Annotated in this window: 15 protein-coding genes; 7 read left to right on the top strand and 8 right to left on the bottom strand. The window is 57.8% G+C overall.

The annotated features are described in order from the left end of the window. The first annotated feature begins 133 nt into the window (after positions 1–133). Positions 134–883, top strand: a complete 750-nt coding sequence (locus EXZ61_RS00645) for a TerC family protein (RefSeq protein WP_142808254.1) — start codon at positions 134–136, stop codon at positions 881–883. Between the two features lie 36 nt (positions 884–919). Here the strand turns inward: EXZ61_RS00645 and EXZ61_RS00640 are convergent, their stop codons facing one another. Continuing rightward, a complete protein-coding gene (locus EXZ61_RS00640; protein ID WP_142808253.1) occupies positions 920–1,840 on the bottom strand; it encodes a DMT family transporter in 921 nt (306 codons plus the stop codon). A 113-nt stretch (positions 1,841–1,953) separates the two neighbouring features. Here EXZ61_RS00640 and EXZ61_RS00635 point away from each other — a divergent pair, with 113 nt between their 5' ends. Both EXZ61_RS00635 and EXZ61_RS00630 read left to right on the top strand, forming a co-directional pair. After that, on the top strand, positions 1,954–2,775 hold the full coding sequence (locus tag EXZ61_RS00635) for an AraC family transcriptional regulator (protein ID WP_142808252.1): 822 nt from the start codon (positions 1,954–1,956) through the stop codon (positions 2,773–2,775). Between the two features lie 60 nt (positions 2,776–2,835). After that, positions 2,836–4,788: an ATP-binding protein gene (locus tag EXZ61_RS00630; RefSeq protein ID WP_168224656.1), complete on the top strand. Its 1,953-nt coding sequence runs from the start codon at positions 2,836–2,838 to the stop codon at positions 4,786–4,788. 13 nt (positions 4,789–4,801) lie between these two features. Here EXZ61_RS00630 and EXZ61_RS00625 read toward each other — a convergent pair whose 3' ends face one another. From EXZ61_RS00625 to EXZ61_RS00615, 3 genes are all read right to left on the bottom strand, one after another. Next, complete coding sequence (locus EXZ61_RS00625) at positions 4,802–5,380, bottom strand: hypothetical protein (protein WP_142808250.1); 579 nt, start codon at positions 5,378–5,380, stop codon at positions 4,802–4,804. Positions 5,381–5,583: 203 nt separating this feature from the next. Further along, a complete protein-coding gene (locus tag EXZ61_RS00620; protein WP_142808249.1) occupies positions 5,584–7,551 on the bottom strand; it encodes a sensor histidine kinase in 1,968 nt (655 codons plus the stop codon). A gap of 31 nt (positions 7,552–7,582) precedes the next feature. Next, a complete protein-coding gene (locus EXZ61_RS00615; RefSeq protein WP_142808248.1) occupies positions 7,583–8,572 on the bottom strand; it encodes a substrate-binding domain-containing protein in 990 nt (329 codons plus the stop codon). A 182-nt stretch (positions 8,573–8,754) separates the two neighbouring features. Between EXZ61_RS00615 and EXZ61_RS00610 the strand changes: the two genes are divergently transcribed. The 4 genes from EXZ61_RS00610 to EXZ61_RS00595 all read left to right on the top strand — a co-directional run bounded on the left by EXZ61_RS00610 (position 8,755) and on the right by EXZ61_RS00595 (position 11,870). After that, positions 8,755–9,528: a substrate-binding periplasmic protein gene (locus EXZ61_RS00610; RefSeq protein ID WP_142808247.1), complete on the top strand. Its 774-nt coding sequence runs from the start codon at positions 8,755–8,757 to the stop codon at positions 9,526–9,528. A gap of 134 nt (positions 9,529–9,662) precedes the next feature. After that, positions 9,663–10,700, top strand: coding sequence for a sulfate ABC transporter substrate-binding protein (locus EXZ61_RS00605; protein ID WP_142808246.1), 1,038 nt, complete (start codon positions 9,663–9,665; stop codon positions 10,698–10,700). 236 nt (positions 10,701–10,936) lie between these two features. Next, entirely contained in the window at positions 10,937–11,524 is a 588-nt protein-coding gene (locus EXZ61_RS00600) for a GNAT family N-acetyltransferase (RefSeq protein ID WP_142808245.1), read from the top strand. Positions 11,525–11,543: 19 nt separating this feature from the next. Beyond that, complete coding sequence (locus tag EXZ61_RS00595) at positions 11,544–11,870, top strand: thioredoxin family protein (RefSeq protein WP_142808244.1); 327 nt, start codon at positions 11,544–11,546, stop codon at positions 11,868–11,870. Positions 11,871–12,154: 284 nt separating this feature from the next. On the opposite strand, the gene EXZ61_RS00590 is transcribed toward EXZ61_RS00595, so the two are convergent. The 4 genes from EXZ61_RS00590 to EXZ61_RS00575 form a co-directional block, all read right to left on the bottom strand. After that, positions 12,155–14,923, bottom strand: coding sequence for a restriction endonuclease (locus EXZ61_RS00590; RefSeq protein ID WP_201799101.1), 2,769 nt, complete (start codon positions 14,921–14,923; stop codon positions 12,155–12,157). After that, complete coding sequence (locus EXZ61_RS00585; protein WP_142808243.1) at positions 14,920–15,999, bottom strand: PDDEXK nuclease domain-containing protein; 1,080 nt, start codon at positions 15,997–15,999, stop codon at positions 14,920–14,922. Before EXZ61_RS00585 ends, EXZ61_RS00590 begins: the two co-directional genes overlap by 4 nt. Before the next feature lie 8 nt (positions 16,000–16,007). After that, entirely contained in the window at positions 16,008–17,906 is a 1,899-nt protein-coding gene (locus EXZ61_RS00580; protein WP_142808242.1) for a site-specific DNA-methyltransferase, read from the bottom strand. Positions 17,907–18,040: 134 nt separating this feature from the next. After that, the gene (locus EXZ61_RS00575; RefSeq protein ID WP_142808241.1) at positions 18,041–20,920 is read right to left on the bottom strand and encodes an SNF2-related protein; all 2,880 of its coding nucleotides are present in this window, start codon (positions 20,918–20,920) and stop codon (positions 18,041–18,043) included. Positions 20,921–21,095: the final 175 nt, after the last annotated feature.

Raw genomic sequence — 21,095 nt, 5'->3', positions numbered from 1 at the left:
CCCGCATGAAACCAGCGCAATTAGCTACTAGTTGCATAGCAAGCTGCGCCCGCCCCACGCAATGGCCCTACCTGTGTAAGGGCTTGCGGCTAGGATGCTCACCATCCTGCAACTTCACCCCAAGGACTACCCGATGGAATTTCTCACTGACCCCAATGTGTGGATCGCGTTTGGCATGCTGACAGCGCTGGAGATTGTGCTGGGCATTGACAACATCATCTTCATCTCGATCTTGGTGGGCCGGCTGCCGCCTGAGCTACGAGACAAAGCGCGACGCTTGGGTTTGGGCTTTGCCATGGTGTCGCGCCTGCTCTTGCTGTTTTCGCTGAGCTGGGTGATGGGGCTGACCACCGACCTGTTCTCGGTGCTGGGCAAGGGCTTTAGCGGGCGGGACTTGGTGCTGCTCTTGGGCGGCGTGTTCTTGCTGTACAAGGCCTCGCACGAGATCTTTGTGGAGGTGGAGGCGCGTGACGAACATGCCCCGGCTGCCACGGATGACGCGGCGCTCAAGGCGGCGGGCACCAAGTTGTTTTGGGCCATCATTGGGCAAATTGCCATCATTGACATTGTGTTCTCGCTGGACTCCGTCATCACCGCCGTGGGCATGGTGGACCAGATCAGCGTGATGGTGGCGGCGGTGGTGACTTCGGTGGGCGTGATGCTGGTGGCGGCCAAACCCATTGGCGAGTTTGTGGACAGGCACCCCTCCGTCAAGGTGCTGGCGCTGGCGTTTTTGGTGATGGTGGGCATGGCCCTCACTGCCGAGGCCTTTGACCAAGAGATCCCCAAGGGCTACATCTATGCGGCCATGGCGTTCTCGCTGGGGGTGGAAGCGCTCAACATCCGCGCGCGCGGCAAGCGCCAGGCCAAAAACAAGGGCTAAATCAGCGTGTTGCGCCCGTAAATACTGCGTAGGCAGCTACTTTTTTGATAGTAGCTGCGCTACCCAGTCGCCGCCGCTCACCAGCACAATGCCCACGAGCACGGGTATGGCACCCAGTAGAAAGCTAGGCTCCAGCGGCTCGTGCAGCAACCAGGCACCCAAGAGCACGCCAAACAACGGGGTCATGAACGAGAACACCCCCAAGCGGTTGGCAAGGTAAGTGCGCAAGAGCCAAAACCACACCAAAAAACTGGCAAACGACACCACCACCGAGTGAAACGCCAAGCTAGCCCACACTTGGGGCGTGAAGTTCACACCCGCTTGGCCTGTGCCCCACGCGGCGGCCAGCAGCAAAACAAACGCGCCGATCAGCTGGTACATCAGCGTTTGGCTGGCCTGTGCCTTGGCCAGGCGCGAGCAGCGCACCACCACGGTGGTAGCACCCCACGCCATGCCACCCAACAAACCTAAAAGGTCACCCCAGAGCACGTTGCCTTGCGCGGGACTGGCACTGCCGGTGCGGCCCAAGAAGGCGAAGGCAAGCCCACCAAACGCCAAGGCAATGCCCAACCACTGCACTTTGTTCAAGCGCTCGGCGGGCAAGCGCCACTGCAGGCCTAGAGCGGCAAAGATAGGTGCCGTGTACAAAAACACCACCATGTGCGAGGCGTTGGTATGGCGCAGGCCCTCCGCCACGAGCATGAACTCCAAGGCAAACAAACAGCCCACCGCCACGCCTGCCAGCAAGGTGCCGTCGCGCAGGTCCATGCGCTCGCCGCGCAGCCACATGTACACCGCAAGCAGCGCGGCGGCCACGCCGGAGCGCAGCGCAATTTGCATGACCGGCGCAATGTCTGCCGCGGTGGCTTTGAGCACCACCTGCTGCATGCCCCAAAGAAAGCAGAGCACCAGCATGAGGGTGATGGCCTGGCCGTCCAAGCCTTTGCGTGAATCCATAACAACACCGGGTGATTGAAGAGAGGGCCATTATCGGACTGACCGCTTTCATGGATATAGTGATTAACTGACAAGCCATACCGACAAGCCGCCAAGCCCCAGCCCACCACGCCATGCCCATCCTGCAACCTAAGCTAGAGATCCCATTGTCTAGCCCCGCGCTGCCCGCGCCCATCATGTTTCGCAGTGCCTATGTGCCAGCCGAAGGCCTTTACCCCGCGCACCAGCACGCGTGGGGCGAGTTTGTGTATGCGTTCAGCGGGGTCATGGAAGTCAAGGTGGCGGGCCACCACTACTTGGCACCGCCGCACTACGGCATTTGGCTGCCACCTAACTTGGACCATGTGGGCCTCAACCGTTTGGAAGCGCACCATTGCTCGCTCTATGTGTCGCCCGAATGCAGCTCGCAGTTGCCTACCCAGCCTTGCGCGCTCACCGTGAGCCCTTTGGTGCGAGCGCTGCTAGACCACATGCGCCTGCGCACCGCGGGCCTGCCAAGCACTGCGGCCGATGCACGTTTGCTGCACGTGTTGGTAGACCAACTCAACGTGGCACCGCGTGCAGGCAGCTATTTGCCCAGCTCAGAAGACCCGGTGCTAGGCCCCGTGTTGCAGTGGCTGCAAGCCCACCCCGGCGACACGCGTGCTTTGCCAGAGCTCGCCCGGGCCGCGCACACCACCGAACGCACCCTCATGCGCCGCGCCGAGCGTGAGCTCGGCATGCGCTTGGCCGAGTGGCGCCAGCGCCTGCGTGTGGTCAAGGCCATGGGGCTTTTGGAGCGCGGCCAAACGGTAGAAACCATTGCGCTGGACCTAGGCTATAGCAGCGCCTCGGCCTTCATCAGCATGTTCAAAAACCGCATGGGCACCACCCCAGACGAGTTTCGCAAGACCAGCGGATACACGCCGCGAGCCGATGCAAGCAGCTCCCAGTAGTCAAATCTTGCCAGCCTCCCTACAATGGACCGCATGCGGGTGTACCGCTTGAAAGGCTGCATGCTTCGCACTTGGGTAACCCGTTTTTCACGCTCCTATGCCTTGCTGGTGACAGTTTTTGTGCTGGCCTGCGTGCTGGGCTATGCGGTGGTGCGAGATGCGGTGCGCCAGACCGTGGAGCACCAAGCCCTGGCCATTGCCGAAGTGGTGGCCAGTCAAGCCACGACCGCGCGCTCGGTGTATGCCAAGGAAGTAGCCGAGAAGCTGCGCAAAGACGGCTTTGGCCCCGACGTGAACTTTGCCAACTTACCCGGGCATGTGCCGATTCCCGCCCAGTTTTTAAAGTTAGTGGGGCTCTCTGCCTCTGCCGACTCTGACAAGCTGTTTGCCTACCGCCCCGTGAGCAAGTGGAACCTAGAGGGTTCACAAGGTCTGTCCGACGATTTCTTGCTCTGGGCGTGGCCGCAACTGGAGAACCAAGACCAGGCCGCTCCCAAAGAGGCCATTGCGTGGCGCTCGGTGTCCCGCATAGAAACCCACGATGGGCAGCGGGTGCTGCGTTTTTTAAAAGCAGACCCCGCCTCGCAAATGTCGTGCGTGACCTGCCACAACGCCTATGAGAAGACAGCGCCTATTCTTAGCCTGCGCGCGAGCCAAGGCGTGGCTCCGGGCAAGCAATGGGCTCAGCACCAGCTGATGGGCGCGCTTTCGGTGACCGTGCCGCTAGAAAAGGCAGAACTCTTGGCGGGCAACCAAATCAACGAGGCCTCACTGTTGTTTGGGGGGATTTTGGTCGCCACCTTTGTGGTCATGTTTTGGTTCAAAAGCCGGACTGAACAACAATTACGCAGCGCCAAACTGTCTGCCGAAAACGCCAACCGGACCAAGAGTGAGTTCTTGGCCAATATGAGCCACGAGATTCGCACGCCCATGATCGGGGTCATAGGCATGACCGATTTGGCCTTGGATACAGAACTCACCGCACAGCAGCGCGACTACTTGGGCACCGTGAAGGGCTCTGCGCAGACGCTGATGGTCATCCTCAATGACTTTTTGGACTTTTCAAAGATTGAAGCAGGCAAGCTGGCGATTGAACAGGTCAATTTTTCCGTAGCGGAGCTTGTGGACCAGACGCTCAAGGCGGTGGGTGCGCGTGCCCAAAAGAAAAACTTGCCGCTCGTGAGCACAGTGCCGTCGGATCTTCCGACTCACTTCTTGGGCGACCCGGGCCGCATTCGGCAAGTGCTCACCAACCTGTGTGATAACGCCATCAAGTTCACCACCACCGGCAGTGTGCGGATAGAGGTGCGATGGTCCCGACTGCCCGACGATTCTTTTGAAGTGCAGTTTGCCGTGCGTGACACAGGCATTGGCATTCCGACAGACATGCAGGGCCAGGTGTTCGAGGCCTTTAGCCAGGCCGACACCTCCACCACACGCAAATTTGGCGGCACAGGCTTGGGGCTGAGCATTTGCAAGCAACTGGTGCAGCTGATGGGGGGGCGAATGTGGCTGGAGAGCACACCCGGCGCGGGCAGCAGCTTCTATTTCACCGTGCATTTGTTAGCGGCTTTGGATGACAGCATAGACTCGGTCATGCCTACTCCATTTACGCCTGCCCCAGCCCCAGCCCAGCAGCGCCCTTTGCGGGTGCTGTTAGTGGAAGACCACCCTATCAACCAAAAGCTGGCCATCACCTTGCTCAGCAAGTGGGGCCATGAGGTGGTATTGGCGCAAAACGGCCAAGAAGGGGTGGACTTGTTTGCCAGCAGTGCCTGGGACGTGGTGTTGATGGATATTCAAATGCCGGTGATGAATGGCCTAGAAGCCACACGCATCATCCGGGCCCGCGAACCTGCGGGCCAGCACACGCCCATCATCGCCATGACCGCTAACGCTATGGAATCAGACCGAACGGCCTGCCTGGAGGCCGGCATGGACGAGCATATGGGCAAGCCCTTTAAGGCCGAGAGCTTACAAAAGCTGCTGCTGAAATACAGCACCAAACCCTAAACGGGTTGGCGCCTTACACCCGCAGTTCGGTGCGGTCCTCTTGCCAGTCGCAGTAAGCCAGGGCGACGCCTGCATCGTCCACCGACTCATCAATGCTCAATACCGCGGCAATGTGCATGTAGCCAAACACGCTTTCCGTGTACAGGCGCTTTACGGCGATGGCACCGCGCACATGGGGCAAGAGCGCTTCTTTGGGCATAGACCAGCGTGCCAAGATGCAGCTGGACTCAGTGCCTTGTGGGGCTTGTTCCTCGACCCGGTACTGCACTTTGAGCCCTTTGGCGGCGACCACCACCCGGTTGCCAAAGGTATCGTCACCTACCGCCAAAACATCGGCCTGCATACCCAGGCTCTCTAAGTGGTAGCTCCCAAAATCGCCGCTACTGACCGCGTCGGGGAAGAAGCTCCACACGCACCCGTCCGGTCCGATGGTGAAGACTTCTTCCCTTCCTTGGCGATTGCGTACCACCACGGTATCGCGCCAGATCGACGAACTCTTGGGCTGTGGTTGCTTGGGCAACTCGAATACATCACCAAAATTTGCGCGTGGGATCAATGGCACGTGGGGCACACTTTCTCTGCGTGACAGCATTTTTTAAATCCTGTTGAAAAGCCAAGCTCGCTTGGCACCTTGCTGAATTTGTTACAGGTAGTTTCTTGCTTTGTGCCAAAAATGTCTTAAAGAAATCCTGAAACGTACTGAAATTAGCTGGGCTTTCTGAGACTGCAGCACATAGGTGTAACTGCGTCTGGCGGTGCCATGGCCTGCGGTACCCCGGCAGGCACAATGGGGGATTAAGGCGCTAGATGGGGTGCCAGACTGCGTGGAGCTACACGCGCAAACAGGAGCACGCACTCGGTCCCTACATGGGGTGTGGAATTCACGGTAATGCTGCCACCCAGGGTCTTGGTGGCAAGTCCGTGCACGATGCTCATGCCCAAGCCAGACCCGCCTTGGCCTAGACGGGTGGTGAAGAAGGGCTCAAAAATCTTGTTTTGAATGTCTAAAGGCATCCCCACCCCTGCGTCTCTGACCGACAAGCGGACCTGTTCTGCAGATACGGCTCGGACTGAAACGTACACTTTTCCGCCATCGGGATAGGCATGGACCGCCGCGTTCATGACCAAATTGATCAGCACTTGGCCATAGGCACCTGGGTACCCGTCACACGCAATGCCTGGCTCCAAGTCCGTGACAATCTGGCAAGACTGTTTGTTGACAACCGCGGCCACCGTACTCAGTATTTCCTCGGTAGTCTCCGCCAAGTCAAAGCTTCTGCGTTGGTCGCTGGTTTGGTCCGCCGCGACTTGTTTGAAGTTCCCGATCAAGCTGGCAGCGCGGTCTAGGCTTCTCATCAAGATCAGCACGCCATGGTCGCATTTGTTTAGAACTGCGGTCATCAGGGAGCGCCGTGGGGCGTTGCTTTGCATTTCCAGGCGCAGGGCCTGAAGTTCATCACCTATGGTGCTGCCCACCGTGACCGCATTGCCAATGGGCGTGTTGAGTTCGTGCGCCACAGCAGCAACGATGCGCCCTAGCGAGGCCAACTTTTCGGCCTGCATCACTTCATTGTGCGCATGTTGCAGGTCTTTGAGCGCCTCCTCCAATGACGCAGTGCGCTTGGCGACTTGCTCTTCCAGTCCATTGAGGGTTTGCAGGTAGTGGTTGTAGCCTTCCACCAAGGCCGCAATTTCATCCCCAGATTTCGGAACTTCAAGGCTTGTTAAGGCTTGGGATGGCATGTGCTCCAAGGATTTGAACCCATGTGACACCGCACGTATGGGCCGCACCACGGTCACTGCGTAGTGCCACGTCAAAGCAGCAATGCCCAACAAGCCCAACACCAGCAAACCCACCGTAGTGCGGGTGAGCTGGTCCACACGACCGGTCACCAACTGGCGAGGGGTAATCATGACCAGATCGCCATGGCCTGCGTCCAGGTGAACTACATCCATCAGTACGTCGTCACCGTCCAACCTGAGCTCTTGGGTTCCCACTTGGCTCTTGACGGTGTCCAAAAACTCTTTAGAGAGTCGGCTGCCCACCATGCGCGCGTCAGAGTGCAGTTCCACCGTGCCGTTGCGGTCCAGCTTCATGAGCTTCTGGCCGCGCAGAATCGTGGCACGCGCAAGGTAGTCGCGCATCACGTCGTCATTCAAGCTGATCACCAACACCCCTACGGGCTTGGCCTGTCCGGTGGACGGCGAGTAGTACTGGATGGCCCGCACAACGGTAGATACCTGCGGGTAGCGCGACTCGGGGCTGACGTTGGGTCCCATGCCCCGCCAAAACGTGGGGCCAGACGATGCTGTTGCCTGGGCTAGCAAGTTGGCTACCGCCTGGGGCGAAATAGGCCTCGGATTAAGCGTTTCACCAATGTGGAAGTTAACGCCCGTCATCGAGAACAAGTCCAATGACACGAGCCCTTTTGCGCTTGCGTAGCCACTCACGGCATAGCTCAGTTGGGCCCGTGCGTTGAATTCATCAAAACTACTTGCGCGCGGATTGTTGGCCTTGTCCAGGGCTTGCCCAATGGCGTCGTTGTGGGCAATGCTGCCGACCAATTGGTCCACTTGGTCGATGTGCAAGCGCAAATAGGCGGCAAACCCGCCCACAATGTGTACGTTTTGCTCACGTGCCAGCGCCGTCAAGCTTTGCGTGGAGAGCTGCAACGCAACCACGCCCAAGGCCGCAAATGGCAAAACACTAGCGACCAGCAAATAGCCTAGGAGCTTTGCTGTGATGTTGAACTGAAGCTTCATTGACTGACCGCACTACGCATCACTAAGCACCCTACTTGCTATTGCTGGAAATGAGCTTGGTATCAATGAGTGTGATGGGCGCAACCGTTTCGCCGCGAATAAGTTTGAGGGCAAGCGCAATCCCTTGGTAGCCTTGCTCAGCGGCTTGCTGGTCTACCGTAGCCAGCATGTGGCCGCCTTGGATTTCTTCCAGGGCTTGCCCATTGGCGTCATAGCCAGCCACGAGCACGTCTTTGCGTCCGGTCTCACGCAGGTACCTGATCGCGCCCAAGGCCATCATGTCGTTAGCGGCAAAGAGGAGCCGAATCTTAGGTTGCCGAGCCATCATTTGTTGGGTCACGGTGTAGGCGTCTTCGATCTTCCAGTTTGCAGTTTCAGACGCCACCACGGTCACGTGTTTGCTTTCGGACAATGCCTTCTTCGCACCTTCCATGCGCAGCCGCGCATTGTCGGCACTGCGAATGCCTTCGATAATGCCGGCCATGGCGGGGGTGCTCACGGAGTCGGCCAACGCTTTACCCGCTTTGTACGCGCCCGCGAAGTTGTCCACACTGACAAAGGGGATAGGCAGCAACGCTGCTTTTTCGACCTCTTTAGGGTCTAGGCGGTTGTCGATGTTGACGATTTTGATGCCGGCATCTGCTGCTTTCTTCAGTGGGGCCACCAAGGCAAACGAATCGGAGGGTGCAATCACAATGGCCGCCACCTTCTGCGCAATCAGATCGTTCACCAAGTCAATTTGTTGGCCTACCGAAGTCTCTTGGGCAGATGTTTTGACCACCAGTGTGACGCCCAGGTCTTTCTCTGCGCGCCGTGCGCCCTTCTCCATCTCAACGAAGAAAGGATTGGCCAGCGTCTTCATCAAGAGCCCTATCCGAGGACCGGCGGGTTTAGCGGGCTCTGCCGCCACTGCGGGCTTACTGGCGCTCTCCATGCTGCTGATGGCGGGGCCACCGGACTCACCGCACGCCGCCAGGCACAAGACCATGGCGCAGGAACGTAACACAGGGACTATTTTCATACGAGCTCCAGGGAGGGCGTGCGCCAACGTAAGGCCCAAAGATGCAAACTGCGCCTTGGACCTTACTCGAAAGTCCCATTTTTATCTACCTTCAAGCGATGGCAGGGCTCTAGGGACATTTCTGCCATGCGGTGCAATAATTTGCACCGGTTGCCACATGCGCCTAGCACGCATTGCGAACCATGTGGTCCATTCAATTCAAAGGGTTTATGCGGCGTCTGTGGGCTTTCATCGTGTGTGTGTTGCTGCTTGGCTCAGCCCGTGCCCAAGAACGCATCACCTTGGTGGGCGAAGACGACTGGTACCCTTATGCGGCTGCGCGCCATGGCAAGGCCCACGGCTTGGGGGTAGACATCATCACTGCGGCCTACCAGTCGGTAGGGGTCGAGGTGAACTTCAGGACCATGCCCTATGCCCGCTGCATGGCCCAGGTGAAAGCGGGGCAAGAACTAGGTTGCTTTGACAGCGCCCCAGACAGCCAACTGAACGCCGACTATCTGTTCCACCAAACCCCTTTGTTTGACGCCACCATTGGCATTTATGCGATGGCGAGCAGCAAAGAACGCAACTTGGCCCCCCAGCATCTGAAAGGCCAGCGGGTTGGTTTTACCAATGGATACACCTACGGTGACGCCGTAGAGTTGGACCACAGCATCGCACGGGATGTGGCACGAACCGACCTTCTGAATCTGCGCAAGCTCTTACTGGGTCGAACCGCGTACTCGCTGGTGTACACCCGCGTGGTGGACCATTTGCAAGCCACCCACCCACAAGAGCTTGGCGGAAAAATCAAGCAAGTGGGTGTCGTGATGAATACGCGCTTGTTTGTTTCATTTTCAAAACTACGGCCGGAATCTGCACGCTATGCCAAGCTGCTAGACCAAGGTCTTAAGAACCTGCACACGGACCACAGTTACGCGCAAATCCTCCAGCGCTGGAACACGGCCCCGCCTTAGTCCCGCTGCCATCGCGGCACAAACAGATGAATTAGTAATAAAGAACAAACAAATCAGTAGTTCCGGTTTTAAGCATCCACTCCCAGAATCTGCTCTATCGCACCTTTGCGGTGTTTTTATTCTGGAGTTTTGTTATGGCTTTGCGCCCTACCACCGGTTCTGCTACCCGCCGTCCCTTTTTAAAGTTCGCCGTCGCTGCCACCTTGGCAGCGGCTTCCATGGGCGCATCCGCCCAAAAAGCCATTGAGCTGCTCAACGTCTCGTACGACCCCACCCGCGAGCTGTACGTGGAATTCAATGCCGCCTTTGCGAAAAGCTGGAAAGCCAAAACTGGCCAAGACGTAGTCATCAAACAAAGCCATGGCGGCTCGGGCAAGCAAGCCCGCTCCGTGATCGACGGCTTGGACGCTGACGTGGTCACCCTGGCGCTGGCTGGCGACACCGACGCCATTGTGAAAAACGGTGGCTGGATCAACAAAGACTGGCAAAAACGCCTGCCCCACAACTCCACGCCTTACTCCTCCACCATTGTGTTTGCGGTGCGCCAAGGCAACCCCAAGAACATCAAAGACTGGGATGACTTGATCCGTGCAGATGTGAAAGTCATCACCCCCAACCCCAAAACCTCTGGCGGTGCACGCTGGAACTACTTGGCGGCATGGGAGTTTGCCAAGCGCAAGTACGGTGGCGACGCCAAGGCCAAAGAATTTGTCGCCAAGCTGTTTGCCAACGTGCCCATCTTGGACACGGGCGCTCGCGGCTCTACCGTCACGTTTGCCCAGCGCAACCAAGGCGACGTGCTGCTTGCCTGGGAGAACGAGGCCTATCTGCTAGAAAAAGAATTTCGCACCAAGATTGACATCGTGGCACCCCCTCTGTCCATCTTGGCAGAGCCCGCCGTGGCCGTGGTCGACAAAAACGTAGACAAAAAAGGCACCCGTGCGGTCGCAGAGGAATACCTGAAATTCTTGTACACCGAAGAAGGCCAGGACATCATTGGCAAAAACTTCTACCGCCCCGTGATTTCAGAAAAAGCGAAAGCCAAGTACGCCAAGCAATTTGCCCCCATCAAGCTCTTCACCATTGAAGAAGCCTTTGGCGGCTGGGAAAAAGCTGACGCCGCGCACTTTGCCGATGGCGCAAGCTTTGACCAGATTTACACCAAGAAATAAGGCCTTTGCGCCCATAAATACTGCGTAGGCAGCTCACAAATCAATAGCAAAATCAGGGGGAAACCATGTCTGCAATCCTGGGTTGGCACCTTCAGATGGCTTGCGCGGATCAGCTATAAATCAAGGCTGTACAGCAAGCACATTGATGAAGCCCAGCCATGATCCAGACTCACCCGATTGCTAAGGTCTTTCACACCAGTGGCTCTCATTCGCGTCGCTAAAGAACTGAGCCCCCTATGGAATCACTGCTAGGTCCGCGTGTTCGCTTGCGCCCCCTGTTGGCCACCGATGCCGATGCCTTGGTGCATGCCGCCTCCGATGGTGAACTCTGGAACTTGCCCTTCACCGTCGTGCCGTCGTCCACCACGGTTGCGGCTTACATCCAAAACGCACTGGCAGGCAAAGAGGCAGGCACTGTCATGCCCTTTGTGACCGAGATCGTGAGTACTCAGCAGGTGGTGGGCTCCACCCGGTTTTGGAAGATTGACAGGAACAACCGAAAGCTGGAAATCGGCAGCACCTGGCTTTCGGCCTCTTGGCAAAAAACCTTCGTGAACACCGAGGCCAAATTTCTGATGCTGCGCTACGCCTTTGAAACGCTGAACTGCGTGCGCGTACAGCTCACTACCGACGAGATCAACACCCAGTCTCGCAATGCGATTCTGCGGCTAGGTGCCAAACAAGAAGGCATTGTGCGCAACGAACGCATCATGCCCGATGGCCGCAAGCGCAACTCGGTGCGCTTCAGCATCATTGACGACGAGTGGCCTAGCGTGCGCTTAGGCCTGGAAGAGCGACTGCGCACGACTTCGGCGGCGCAATAGCCTGGTCCACAATTCCAATATGCACACACCCACACCCTACCTCAGCGAAACAGACGCACCAAGCCGCACCGACGTGGACGCCCTGCCGGGCCTGACCGTGCTGGAATTTGGCACGAGCTGGTGTGGCCATTGCCGTGCGGCACAACCGGTCGTGGCCGAGGCGCTGGCGCTGCACACGCAGTGGCGGCACGTAAAGGTAGAAGATGGACCGGGGCGGGCGCTGGGGCGCAGCTACCGCGTCAAGCTCTGGCCTACGCTGGTGCTACTTCGTGATGGGCAAGAGGTTGCGCGTGTGGTGCGCCCTACGCAGGTGAGCGACCTATTGCCCGCCTTGCACGCTGCTTGACTGCTCATCACCGACGAGGAACTTACCACGGCCTCACGCCCAACATCCAAGCAAACCGCTACGTGCCGAAGCGTTCAAGGCGGGGGGTTTGGGGGTAGTTTGCGACTGCGAGTTGACAGCGGCTGCGTGGTGAAGCAAGCGCCTGAACTGACTATCCAAGCTTGGCGTGAACGTGTTAACGAGTTGCATCGCCAATCTGGGCATCACCGGCACCTGCGCCAAGCTGCAGGTGTAATCCAATGCCGGGTTACTGAAATTGGGCAAGGGGCCGCGCGGCGGAACGATCAGCTTAGCAACTCACTCAACTTCGTCACATCCTCAAATTTCAGATCACTTGCCAAGCCAAAGTGCTCCCGCGCGCAATCAATTTTCAGGTTCTCCGCAGGCCGCCGGTTATCGCGCACCGTGGTGGATTTGGTTTCTGCCACGAAGTACACCCGCGTATCGTCCTCCAGCACCACAGCCCAATCGGGGTTGTAGTTGCCCAAAGGGGTTGCCACCTTGAAGCGGCTGGGCAGCTTAAAGAAGAACTTCACGCGCTCGTCCACCGTGCAGTCATGGGCGAACTGGCTTTCGGTGTCGCTTTGGCTCAGCACGCAGGTAAACGCTTCACCCACAGGCGCTTTTTGCTCATCCACCGGCTGGGCCTGCAGCAAGGTTTTATCCACCGGCGTGGTCATGTCGTCTTTGGCGGGCGGATACACGCTGCTCAGGTAGGTTTCCTGCTCCTCGTCAAACAGGCTCATTTCATACTCACGCCCGTTGATGGTTTTGTACTTGATGCCTTGGACCATCAGCGCCTGCAGACAGGTGCGCATGGCCGCGATGGCGGTGTCCAAAAACGCCTGTGGGTTGCGCAACAACTCCCCCAAGCGCCCTGACCCGTCCAGAATGGCAAAAATGGTGGACCGAGACAGGTGCATCCGGTTCTGGATATAGGCGTACACATCGGGCACCGTGCTACCGTACACCCTAGCGTCGGTGTCGCCGGTGCCAATGTGCAACCCTTCCACCCCCTCGCGGCGCATGATGATCTTGGCCTTGTCGGCGCGTATCTTGGGTGGGCGCACTTTGGGGTACTGGTTCATGTCCCCCAGCGCTTTTACACACTCCGCAATCAGCGCCGGGGTATCCAGCGTCACGCTGTAGCTGGTCTGGTAGTTGATCTTTTTCCAAATGGCTTGGAACAGCGCTTCTTCATCAGCGGACAAGGCTTTGCGCTTGATGCGCGCCTTGGCGCGGGCGTTTTTCACCCGCCCACTAAAGCTCACGCCGGTTTCATCCTCAATCTCTTGCTGCAGCGACTTGGCAAAGGTCTCATAACTCTCGTTGGGTATGACCGTCAGCACGTTTACCCGTTTGTCTTGCACACGTTCGCCATCCTTGTTGACGCACAGACGCAGCCCGCGCCCGATTTCCTGGCGCTTCTTCACGGCGCTCTTGGTCTCGTTGAGCGTGCAAATCTGGAACACATTGGGGTTGTCCCAACCCTCACGCAGCGCCGAGTGGCTGAAGATGAATTGCAGCGGCACCGCCGCGCTCAGCAGCCGCTCTTTGTCTTTCATGATGAGCTGGTAAGTGCTGTCGTCTTTCGCTACCGTGCCAGACGTATCCACCCACACCGTTTTAGCTTTCGCTCCCTTGCCCTTTTTGTCGCCGGAGAAATACCCGTCGTGCACCTCGCCGGCGCTGTGTGGAATCAAGCCAAGGTACTGCGGCTTGCTGGCGTATTTGTTGAACGCTTCTTCAAACCACACACCAAACTTGCCCAGCGTCGGGTTGCCGTCCTCTTCATACGCCCGGTAGTTAGCCACCTTGTCGACAAAAAACAGGCTCAACACCTTCACGCCAATGGGCTGCACATTTTTGAGCTTGGCAAAGTGCGCCGCCACCGTGCGCTCAATCTGAAAGCGCATCACATCATCGGCCAGCCCACCTTGGGCCTGGTTGATGCGAATCACACGCCCGCCAGAGAATTCGATCTCACCATCCTCCGCCCGAATTTCATTCAGGATGTAGCCGTCTTGATAGACATCGCGCTGCTTGGACTTGTCATACAGGTCGTCGCCCAGCTTCAGGGTTAACTCGGAACGCTTGGGGCCCGTCTTGCCATTCACATCCATGCACACCTTGGCAGAAATACCCTTGGCTTTGGCCTCGATGCTCACCAGCTCCACAAAGGCCTGGTTGTGGTCTTCGTCGGCCAGCACGCCGTCCACCTCAATCTGCTTGACCAGCCCCAAGTCATACGCCTGCACGGGGTTGAGTGAATACAGCAGGTTGTAGGGGTTTTTGTGCGTGGCCGAGTAACGCAACGTGCACAGCGGGTTCAAGTCAAACAGCGCCCGGCGGCGCACATCGGTCTCGAAGTTCTGCGGCTCGTCCACGATGACGATAGGGTTCACCGCCCGGATGTATTCGATGGGCGCAAACGCCCGCTCACCCTTCTGGTTAATCTTGTTGTTGTCCTTGGTAAAACTGTCAATGTTGATAACCAGCACACTCAGCGCATCGCTCTGCGCAAAGTGGCGCAAGTCGGTTAGCTTGGTGCTGTCGTACAAAATCGGCACGCAAGGCACATTGGCATAGTCGGCGGCAAAGTGGCTGCGCGTGATCTCCAAGTTTTTCATGGTGCCTTCGCGTATGGCCACGCTGGGCACCACCACCACAAACTTCTTGAAACCATACACCTTGTTCAGCTCAAACATCGTCTTGATGAAGCTGTAGGTTTTGCCCGTGCCGGTTTCCATCTCAATGGTGAAGTTCAGCGGGCAAAACACCTCTTTGCCATTGTCTGAACGAGACTCTGCCAAGGCGGCCGACTGCTCTAGCGCATTGGCCGCTTGCACTGCCCGCAAATTTTCAAGCAGTTGCTCGGGTGAGATTTTCAGTGCATTGCCAATGCTCCCATCCCCCGCATAGGCCACACTGCCTTGGTGCGCCACCAGCGCAAAATCGCTCTTGGCCAGCGGCTGGCCGTCAAACACCTTCACCACCGCATCCACGGCCTTCTTTTGGTAGTCTTGGTGGGAAAACTGCAGCTTCATCGTCATGTCTGTTCCTTGTTGTCGGGCAGCGCGTCCAGCACTTGCCGGGCCTGCCGCTCTCGCGCTAGTTGCACCACGCGGTGCAACTGCGCCTGCAGCACCTGCACATCGGGCAAGGCGTGCAGGTATTGCGCCACCCGAATGTTGGCGCTGTCCAAATCCATCAGCTCCACCTGCTCGCGGTCAGCACTGGCGCACAAAATCAGGCCAATGGGCGAAGCCTCGCCCTCGGCGCGGTCGTTCTGGTCCAGCCAACGCAGGTACAACTCCATCTGCCCTTTGTGCGCGGGCGCAAACTTCTCCAGCTTCAGCTCCACCGCCACCAAGCGGCGCAGGTGCCGGTGGTAGAACAACAAGTCCAGATAGAAATCGTCCGCCCCCACGCTGATGCGCTTTTGCCGCGCCACAAAGGTAAAGCCCGCGCCCAGCTCCAGCAAAAAGCGCTCCATCTCACGCAAGATGGCACTTTCCAAATCGCGCTCGCTGTAGCCCTCAGGCAGGCCCAAAAAGTCCAGCATGTAGGGGTCGCGAAACACCAGATCGGGCGTCATCTGCCCGCCTTCGCGCAAATGGCTCAGTTCTTGGGCAATAGCGGCTTCCGGCTTTTTGGCAATGCTGGAGCGCAGATATAACTGGCTGCCAATGCGCTCGCGCAAGGTGCGCACGCTCCAACGTTCGATGCGGCACATCTCGGCATAAAACTCACGCTCCAGCGGCTGCTTGAGCGGCAGGATTTCAATGAAATGGCTCCAGCTCAATTGTCGCGACAGTGTCGCGACAATTTGCGCATCAGCAAACACCTCTGCGAACTGGATCATGCGCCGAAGGCTTTTTTCAGAAAACCCACGGCCATAGGCCTGTACCAATTGTGTCGACAGCGTCGACACAATCTGCTCGCCATAATCGGCACGGGTTTCGCCCAACACCTCACGGCGAATGCGTTCACCCACCTGCCAGTACAGCACCGTAAGCACACTGTTGGCCGCACTAGCCACATGCGCACGCGCCTGCTCAATGAGCTGGCGCACATCGTTCAACAAAACGGGAGCGGCGTCGCCTGATGTCTGCATGGGGTTCATCATGGCCCCTTTCAAATCACCGTCAGGCCAATGTCCAGCCCCGCCAGCTCCAGTTGCAGGTTGGACAGCTGCTCGTCGGCTTTGTCACCCACAAAGCACGAATTGAGCAGCACCACCTGCGCCGGGCGCGCTTTCACCATCTCGTCTTTCAGCGCATCGGTGTAGGGCTCAAAACACAGCCACATGTGCTTGTCATCGGGCAGCAGCACGCGGTGCACCGTCACGCCCGCCACTAGCTTTGGTGCGCTGACCGCATGCACCCCCAGTGCGCCCAGGCCATGCTTGAGCAGCAGCTCGGCCAGCATGGCGGTTTGCGCGTCGGTGGCTTGGGCTTGCCCAGCCTTTTCAGCACTTTGGAACAAGGCCAACTGCTCGCGCAGTGCGTCGGCACTGCCCACGTCGCCACGCCAGACCTTGAAGTTGCTCGGTACCAACGTGAAATGGGCGCAGGCCAAATCGGCGGTTTTGTCGGGGTGCTCGGCTTTGAGCTTGGAGATCACCTTATCGATGCGGGCGCGGGTGATGTCGGCAATAGTTCGGTAGCCCGCTTTGTAGGCTTCGCTGGTTTCTTCAAGTACTTCGGGCATTTGCACGCTGATGCACCGGCGATTGCCGCCGTCTTCAGCGTTCAATTCCATTACGGCGTGAGCTGTGGTGCCGCTGCCTGCGAAAAAATCCAAATAGACGCCATCTACCGCACCACAGAGTTGAATGATGTAATTGATGAGTTTTACAGGCTTTGGGGTGTCAAATACATCCTCTGGAATTATCTTGAGCAGTTCATACTTGGCCTGCCTGTTGTGACCAGTTTTTTCCAGATCGATCCAGAGCGAAGATGGTGGAAGACCAACCATTTCATTTAGATAGGTTCGTCTTTTTATGGACTGCCCATCATCTGAATATCTTATTTCGCTGCTCTTTATTTTCTCCTCCATCACCTCTTTAGACCATCTCCAACCATTTTTTGGCGGACGAATCTCGACCCCGTTAGGTGAAGTCAAAAAATAAACTAAATTTTCCCTGTAATTTGGGGAATTTAATGGATTGCCATCAAAGTACGGTCCTCTCGGGTCTCCGTCAGGATTTTTAAAGTGGGTTCTTTTCGAAGAGTCATCAAGCTTTGCAGGCTCCCATGAAGATGACTTTGAGTAAATCAGAGTGTGATTGTGATCAAAGGAAAAGGTTTTGGCATCGTTATTGCTGTTGTCTTTTGAACGCCAAATTGCATCACAGACAAAACATTCCGTCCCAAACACCTCATCACAAAGCAACTTCAAATTCGCCGCTTCGTTGTCATCAATCGAAATAAAAATAACCCCGTCATCCCGCAACAAATTCCGCGCCAAATACAAGCGCGGGTACATCATGCTTAGCCAGGCGCTGTGGTACTGACCGCTCTCTTTGCTGTTTTTCTTCCAAAGGCTTTGCTTATTCAAATACCCTTCAGCACTTTTCTCGCCCGTGCGCTTCTGGTATTCATCCAGCGTTTCTGAATAGTCGTCCGGGTACACAAAGCTGTCGTTGCCTGTGTTGTACGGCGGGTCGATGTAGATCATCTTCACCTTGCCGTAGTAGCTTTTTTGCAGCACGCGCAGCACTTCCAGGTTTTCGCCCTCTATGAGCATGTGCTGGGCTTGGGCCGGGTTGTTGGCGTCTGGCCGAAGGGTGTGGCTGCTGGTTTTTTGTATTTCACGCCGGGCTTCGGTTTTGCCTGCCCAGTTCAGCTCGTAGTGTTCAGAGGGCGCAATACGCTCTTCGCCCAGCAGTTCTTTGAGTTTGTCGAATTTGATCTGGTTATCGCTCACCACTTCGGGAGCGGTCTGGCGCAGCAGGGCCAGCAGTTCGGCCTGGCGCTGGGCCATTGCGTCGGGACTGTGGCCAAGTTCGGTGAGGTTGGTGGTGTTGGTCATGGTTTCTTATAGGTGCGATAAGGGGTTTGCGGGGTGTGGCCCAAGTATGGCGTGGCTAACGTGGTGTGCAGAACCTGTACGCAGCAGCGACATGAGACGACAACGTGTCGCCATTTTCGGGTTTTGGCGACACGTCACACCACGCTCCAGCGCAGCACAAACAGGCTCTGGTTGCGGCTGGCGCGGTGCAGGCGCTTTTGCAGGGCGGCAATGAGCGCGTCGCGCCGGGCTTCGATTTCGTCTTCCACGGCAAATATCTCTTGCCGCTGGCGGCGTTGGGCGGTCTCGGTCTTGCTAATGTCGCGTTGGAGGCGCTCTGCGTCTTCCATGCTGAGGGCCATGCGGGCCTGGCGCTTGAGGCCTTTGAGCTTGAGTTTGGTGTCTTTGAGGGCCAGCTCGGCGGAGGCGATGCGGTCGTCGGCCCAGGCTTCGAGCTTGTCGCGCTCTTGCTGGAAAAACTGGTCGTTAAGCTCCAGCGCACGGCTGAGGGTGGCTTCTAACTGGCGCTGGGTGTTGGCCTGCAGCTCCATGGGCGGGCTGGTTTGCAGGTCGGTGGTGGTAGCCAGCAAGTAGAAAAGCTTTTCGCAGCTTTCTTGGTCCAGCACTTCCCCGGTGTCGGTCATGGCGGTGAACACCAGGTGCTCTTCGTGCTGAAAGCTGTCGAGCTCCAGCAGGCTGAGCTGCATCCAGCCGCTTTGGCCCACCAGTCGTTCCACCATGCTGATGCGGGGCTTGTGGCTGCCGTAGTGAAACGTAAGACTCTGCAGGGGCGCTTGCAAGCTGCGCCCGGTGTCGAGCACGTACTGGCCCAACGGATGGGTGAGCCGGTAGACGCGGGCGTGTTCGGGTGGGGGCTCGCCTTTGCGGATGAGTTGGTAAGCGCCAATGGGTGCCTGCACCACGGGGGGCAGTTGCAGGTCAAAGCCCAACTTGGCGGTGTCGAACCGGGCAAGACCTGTCAGCACGTACTGCGTGAGCCACCAGAAAAACCGGGTAATGCGGTCGAGCTGGCTTTCGGCGCGCTCTTTGTGGCTGCGCAACAGGTCGTGGATGTCGGCGTCAAAGTGCTCCAGCAAAAGCTTTTCGGTCTCTTGCATGCGGGCCTGGATATCGGCGTCCAGCTCGGTGCGGAGTTGTGCAAAGGCAGCGTCGATGTCTGCGGGCGTGCGGCAACGGTCGTAAATCTCGGCGATGCGCTTTTCAAAGTCCATGCCGCTTTCGATCTGGCCCAGCACTTGGTCAGACGCACCGAACACGCCGTCGAACAGGTGGAACTTGTCTTGCAGCAGCTCCAGCACACGCTGATCAGCCGCGTTGCGCTGGTTCAGGAAGTTGATAACCACCACGTCAAAGCGCTGGCCGTAGCGGTGGCAGCGGCCAATGCGCTGCTCCACGCGCTGGGGGTTCCAGGGCAGGTCGTAGTTGACGACGAGCGAACAGAACTGCAGGTTGACGCCCTCAGCCGCAGCTTCGGTAGCGATGAGGATTTCAGACTCTTGGCGGAAATGGTCGATGAGTGCGGTGCGGCGGTCTATGGCTGGGGAGCCCGTCACACGGTCGCTGCCGGTGTATTGGGCTAGCCAGCGCTGGTAGATGCCGGTAGACGCAGGGCCTTGGTTGCCGCCACTGAACATGGTGACCTTGCCCGCGTAACCGTGGGCTTCAAGGTAGCGGGCCAGGTAGTCTTGTGTGCGGCGGGACTCCGTGAAGATCACCGCCTTGCGGGCTGCCCCCATGGCGCCCATGCGCACAAAGCCCTGCTGCAGCGCTGACAACAGCGCGTGGGACTTTTGGTCTTCGCGGATGTTGCGGGCCAGGCGCAGGTAGCCATCTAGCTCTGCCAGCTCCTCGCGCACCAGGGCGTAGTCCACAGGTGGCGTGCCATCGGAGCTGGGTGCAACGGGGTCGTCGTCTTCCAGCAAATCTTCGTCGAGGTCTTCGTCTTCAATCAGCTGCTGAATCCACTCTTCGTCGATGGTCTGCTTGTCCAGCAAGCGCTGCAGCCGGGTGCGGATGGCGTCCAGCGTGGCTACCACGGCTTCGGTGGACGAGGCCAGCAGCTTGCGCAAGATAAGTGCCACCAGGTGCTTTTGGCGACTTGGGAAGCCGTAGCTGAAGTCGCGCTGCAGGTAGGCAGAGATCAGCTCATAAAACCGGACTTCCTCCTCAGAAGGAGAAAACGGCGTGGTGAGCGCGTGACGTTGGGTGTACGGCACGTACTCCAGAACGTCGCGGCGCAGGGTGCGCTTGATGAAGGGCTGCAAGCGGCGGCGCAAAGACTGGATGTCGCCATCGATGCTGCTGTACTGCGAGCGAAAGCTACGCTCGTCGCCAAATATTTCTTCATCAATGAGTGAGGTGAGTCCGTACAGTTCCATCAAGGAGTTTTGCAAGGGCGTGGCTGTCAGCAACAGCTTCTTGCGGCCCGCCAACGCGCGCTTGAGTGCCTGCCCGGTTTCATGGCTCTTGCGGTGGGCGTTGCGCAGTTTGTGGGCTTCATCAATGACGACAACATCCCAGGGCACAGCCGCCAATTGGGCTTCCATGCGGGCGGCGAAATGGATGGACATGACGCTGATGACGTCGCGGTCCAATGGGTCATAGATACCGCCTTCACGCAGTCGGTGCCAGGTTCGCGCATCGAGCACTTCAGCGGGCAGGTTGAACTTATCGGCCAGCTCCTGCGCCCATTGTTTGCGCAGCGCAGCGGGGCAAATGACCAGCAGGCGGCGCCTGCGCTCAGCCCAGAGTTGACACAGCACCAGCGCGGCTTCAATGGTCTTACCAAGGCCAACCTCATCGGCCAGCACCACGCCTTTGCTGAGAGGGTTATTCAGTGCGAAGAGTGCTGCGTCAATTTGATGAGGATTTAGGTCAACGCTGGCATCGAACAGCGACTGCGCTAGGCGGTCCTCCTCAGAGGCTGCTCGGCGGCGTGTGAGCTCCCATGCGAAATATTTAGCATGGTGCGCAGTGGTGTGTGCTGTTTTATCGTCGGCTGATTGGATCAGCATGTGTGTTCTCCCCTTGAGCCTTCGACTATATAGCGCGGCCCATACGGCTTGAGAGGGGGCCCGATGATTCAGCGGGCTTTTTTGCATGGGGCGCGGAGCACACGGATTGCACCCTGCCCGCCACTTCTTTAGCCACATATTGATATTAAGACCCTACTTAATATTCTTTTGAGTT

The sequence above is a fragment of the Rhodoferax aquaticus genome, from assembly GCF_006974105.1.
Lineage (GTDB): Bacteria > Pseudomonadota > Gammaproteobacteria > Burkholderiales > Burkholderiaceae_C > Allorhodoferax > Allorhodoferax aquaticus_A.
The sequence above is the reverse complement of the archived record's forward strand: the minus strand, read 5'-3'. Positions and strand labels throughout refer to the sequence as shown.

Bases quoted from the DNA above. Each gene is read 5' to 3' on its own strand.
- EXZ61_RS00625 (WP_142808250.1), bottom strand. From the start codon at position 5,380: ATGCTGTCACGCAGAGAAAGTGTGCCCCACGTGCCATTGATCCCACGC.
- EXZ61_RS00605 (WP_142808246.1), top strand. From the start codon at position 9,663: ATGGCTTTGCGCCCTACCACCGGTTCTGCTACCCGCCGTCCCTTTTTA.
- EXZ61_RS00580 (WP_142808242.1), bottom strand. From the start codon at position 17,906: ATGACCAACACCACCAACCTCACCGAACTTGGCCACAGTCCCGACGCA.
- EXZ61_RS00590 (WP_201799101.1), bottom strand. From the start codon at position 14,923: ATGACGATGAAGCTGCAGTTTTCCCACCAAGACTACCAAAAGAAGGCC.
- EXZ61_RS00615 (WP_142808248.1), bottom strand. From the start codon at position 8,572: ATGAAAATAGTCCCTGTGTTACGTTCCTGCGCCATGGTCTTGTGCCTG.
- EXZ61_RS00610 (WP_142808247.1), top strand. From the start codon at position 8,755: ATGTGGTCCATTCAATTCAAAGGGTTTATGCGGCGTCTGTGGGCTTTC.
- EXZ61_RS00595 (WP_142808244.1), top strand. From the start codon at position 11,544: ATGCACACACCCACACCCTACCTCAGCGAAACAGACGCACCAAGCCGC.
- EXZ61_RS00635 (WP_142808252.1), top strand. From the start codon at position 1,954: ATGCCCATCCTGCAACCTAAGCTAGAGATCCCATTGTCTAGCCCCGCG.
- EXZ61_RS00620 (WP_142808249.1), bottom strand. From the start codon at position 7,551: ATGAAGCTTCAGTTCAACATCACAGCAAAGCTCCTAGGCTATTTGCTG.
- EXZ61_RS00645 (WP_142808254.1), top strand. From the start codon at position 134: ATGGAATTTCTCACTGACCCCAATGTGTGGATCGCGTTTGGCATGCTG.
- EXZ61_RS00585 (WP_142808243.1), bottom strand. From the start codon at position 15,999: ATGATGAACCCCATGCAGACATCAGGCGACGCCGCTCCCGTTTTGTTG.
- EXZ61_RS00630 (WP_168224656.1), top strand. From the start codon at position 2,836: ATGCTTCGCACTTGGGTAACCCGTTTTTCACGCTCCTATGCCTTGCTG.
- EXZ61_RS00575 (WP_142808241.1), bottom strand. From the start codon at position 20,920: ATGCTGATCCAATCAGCCGACGATAAAACAGCACACACCACTGCGCAC.
- EXZ61_RS00640 (WP_142808253.1), bottom strand. From the start codon at position 1,840: ATGGATTCACGCAAAGGCTTGGACGGCCAGGCCATCACCCTCATGCTG.
- EXZ61_RS00600 (WP_142808245.1), top strand. From the start codon at position 10,937: ATGGAATCACTGCTAGGTCCGCGTGTTCGCTTGCGCCCCCTGTTGGCC.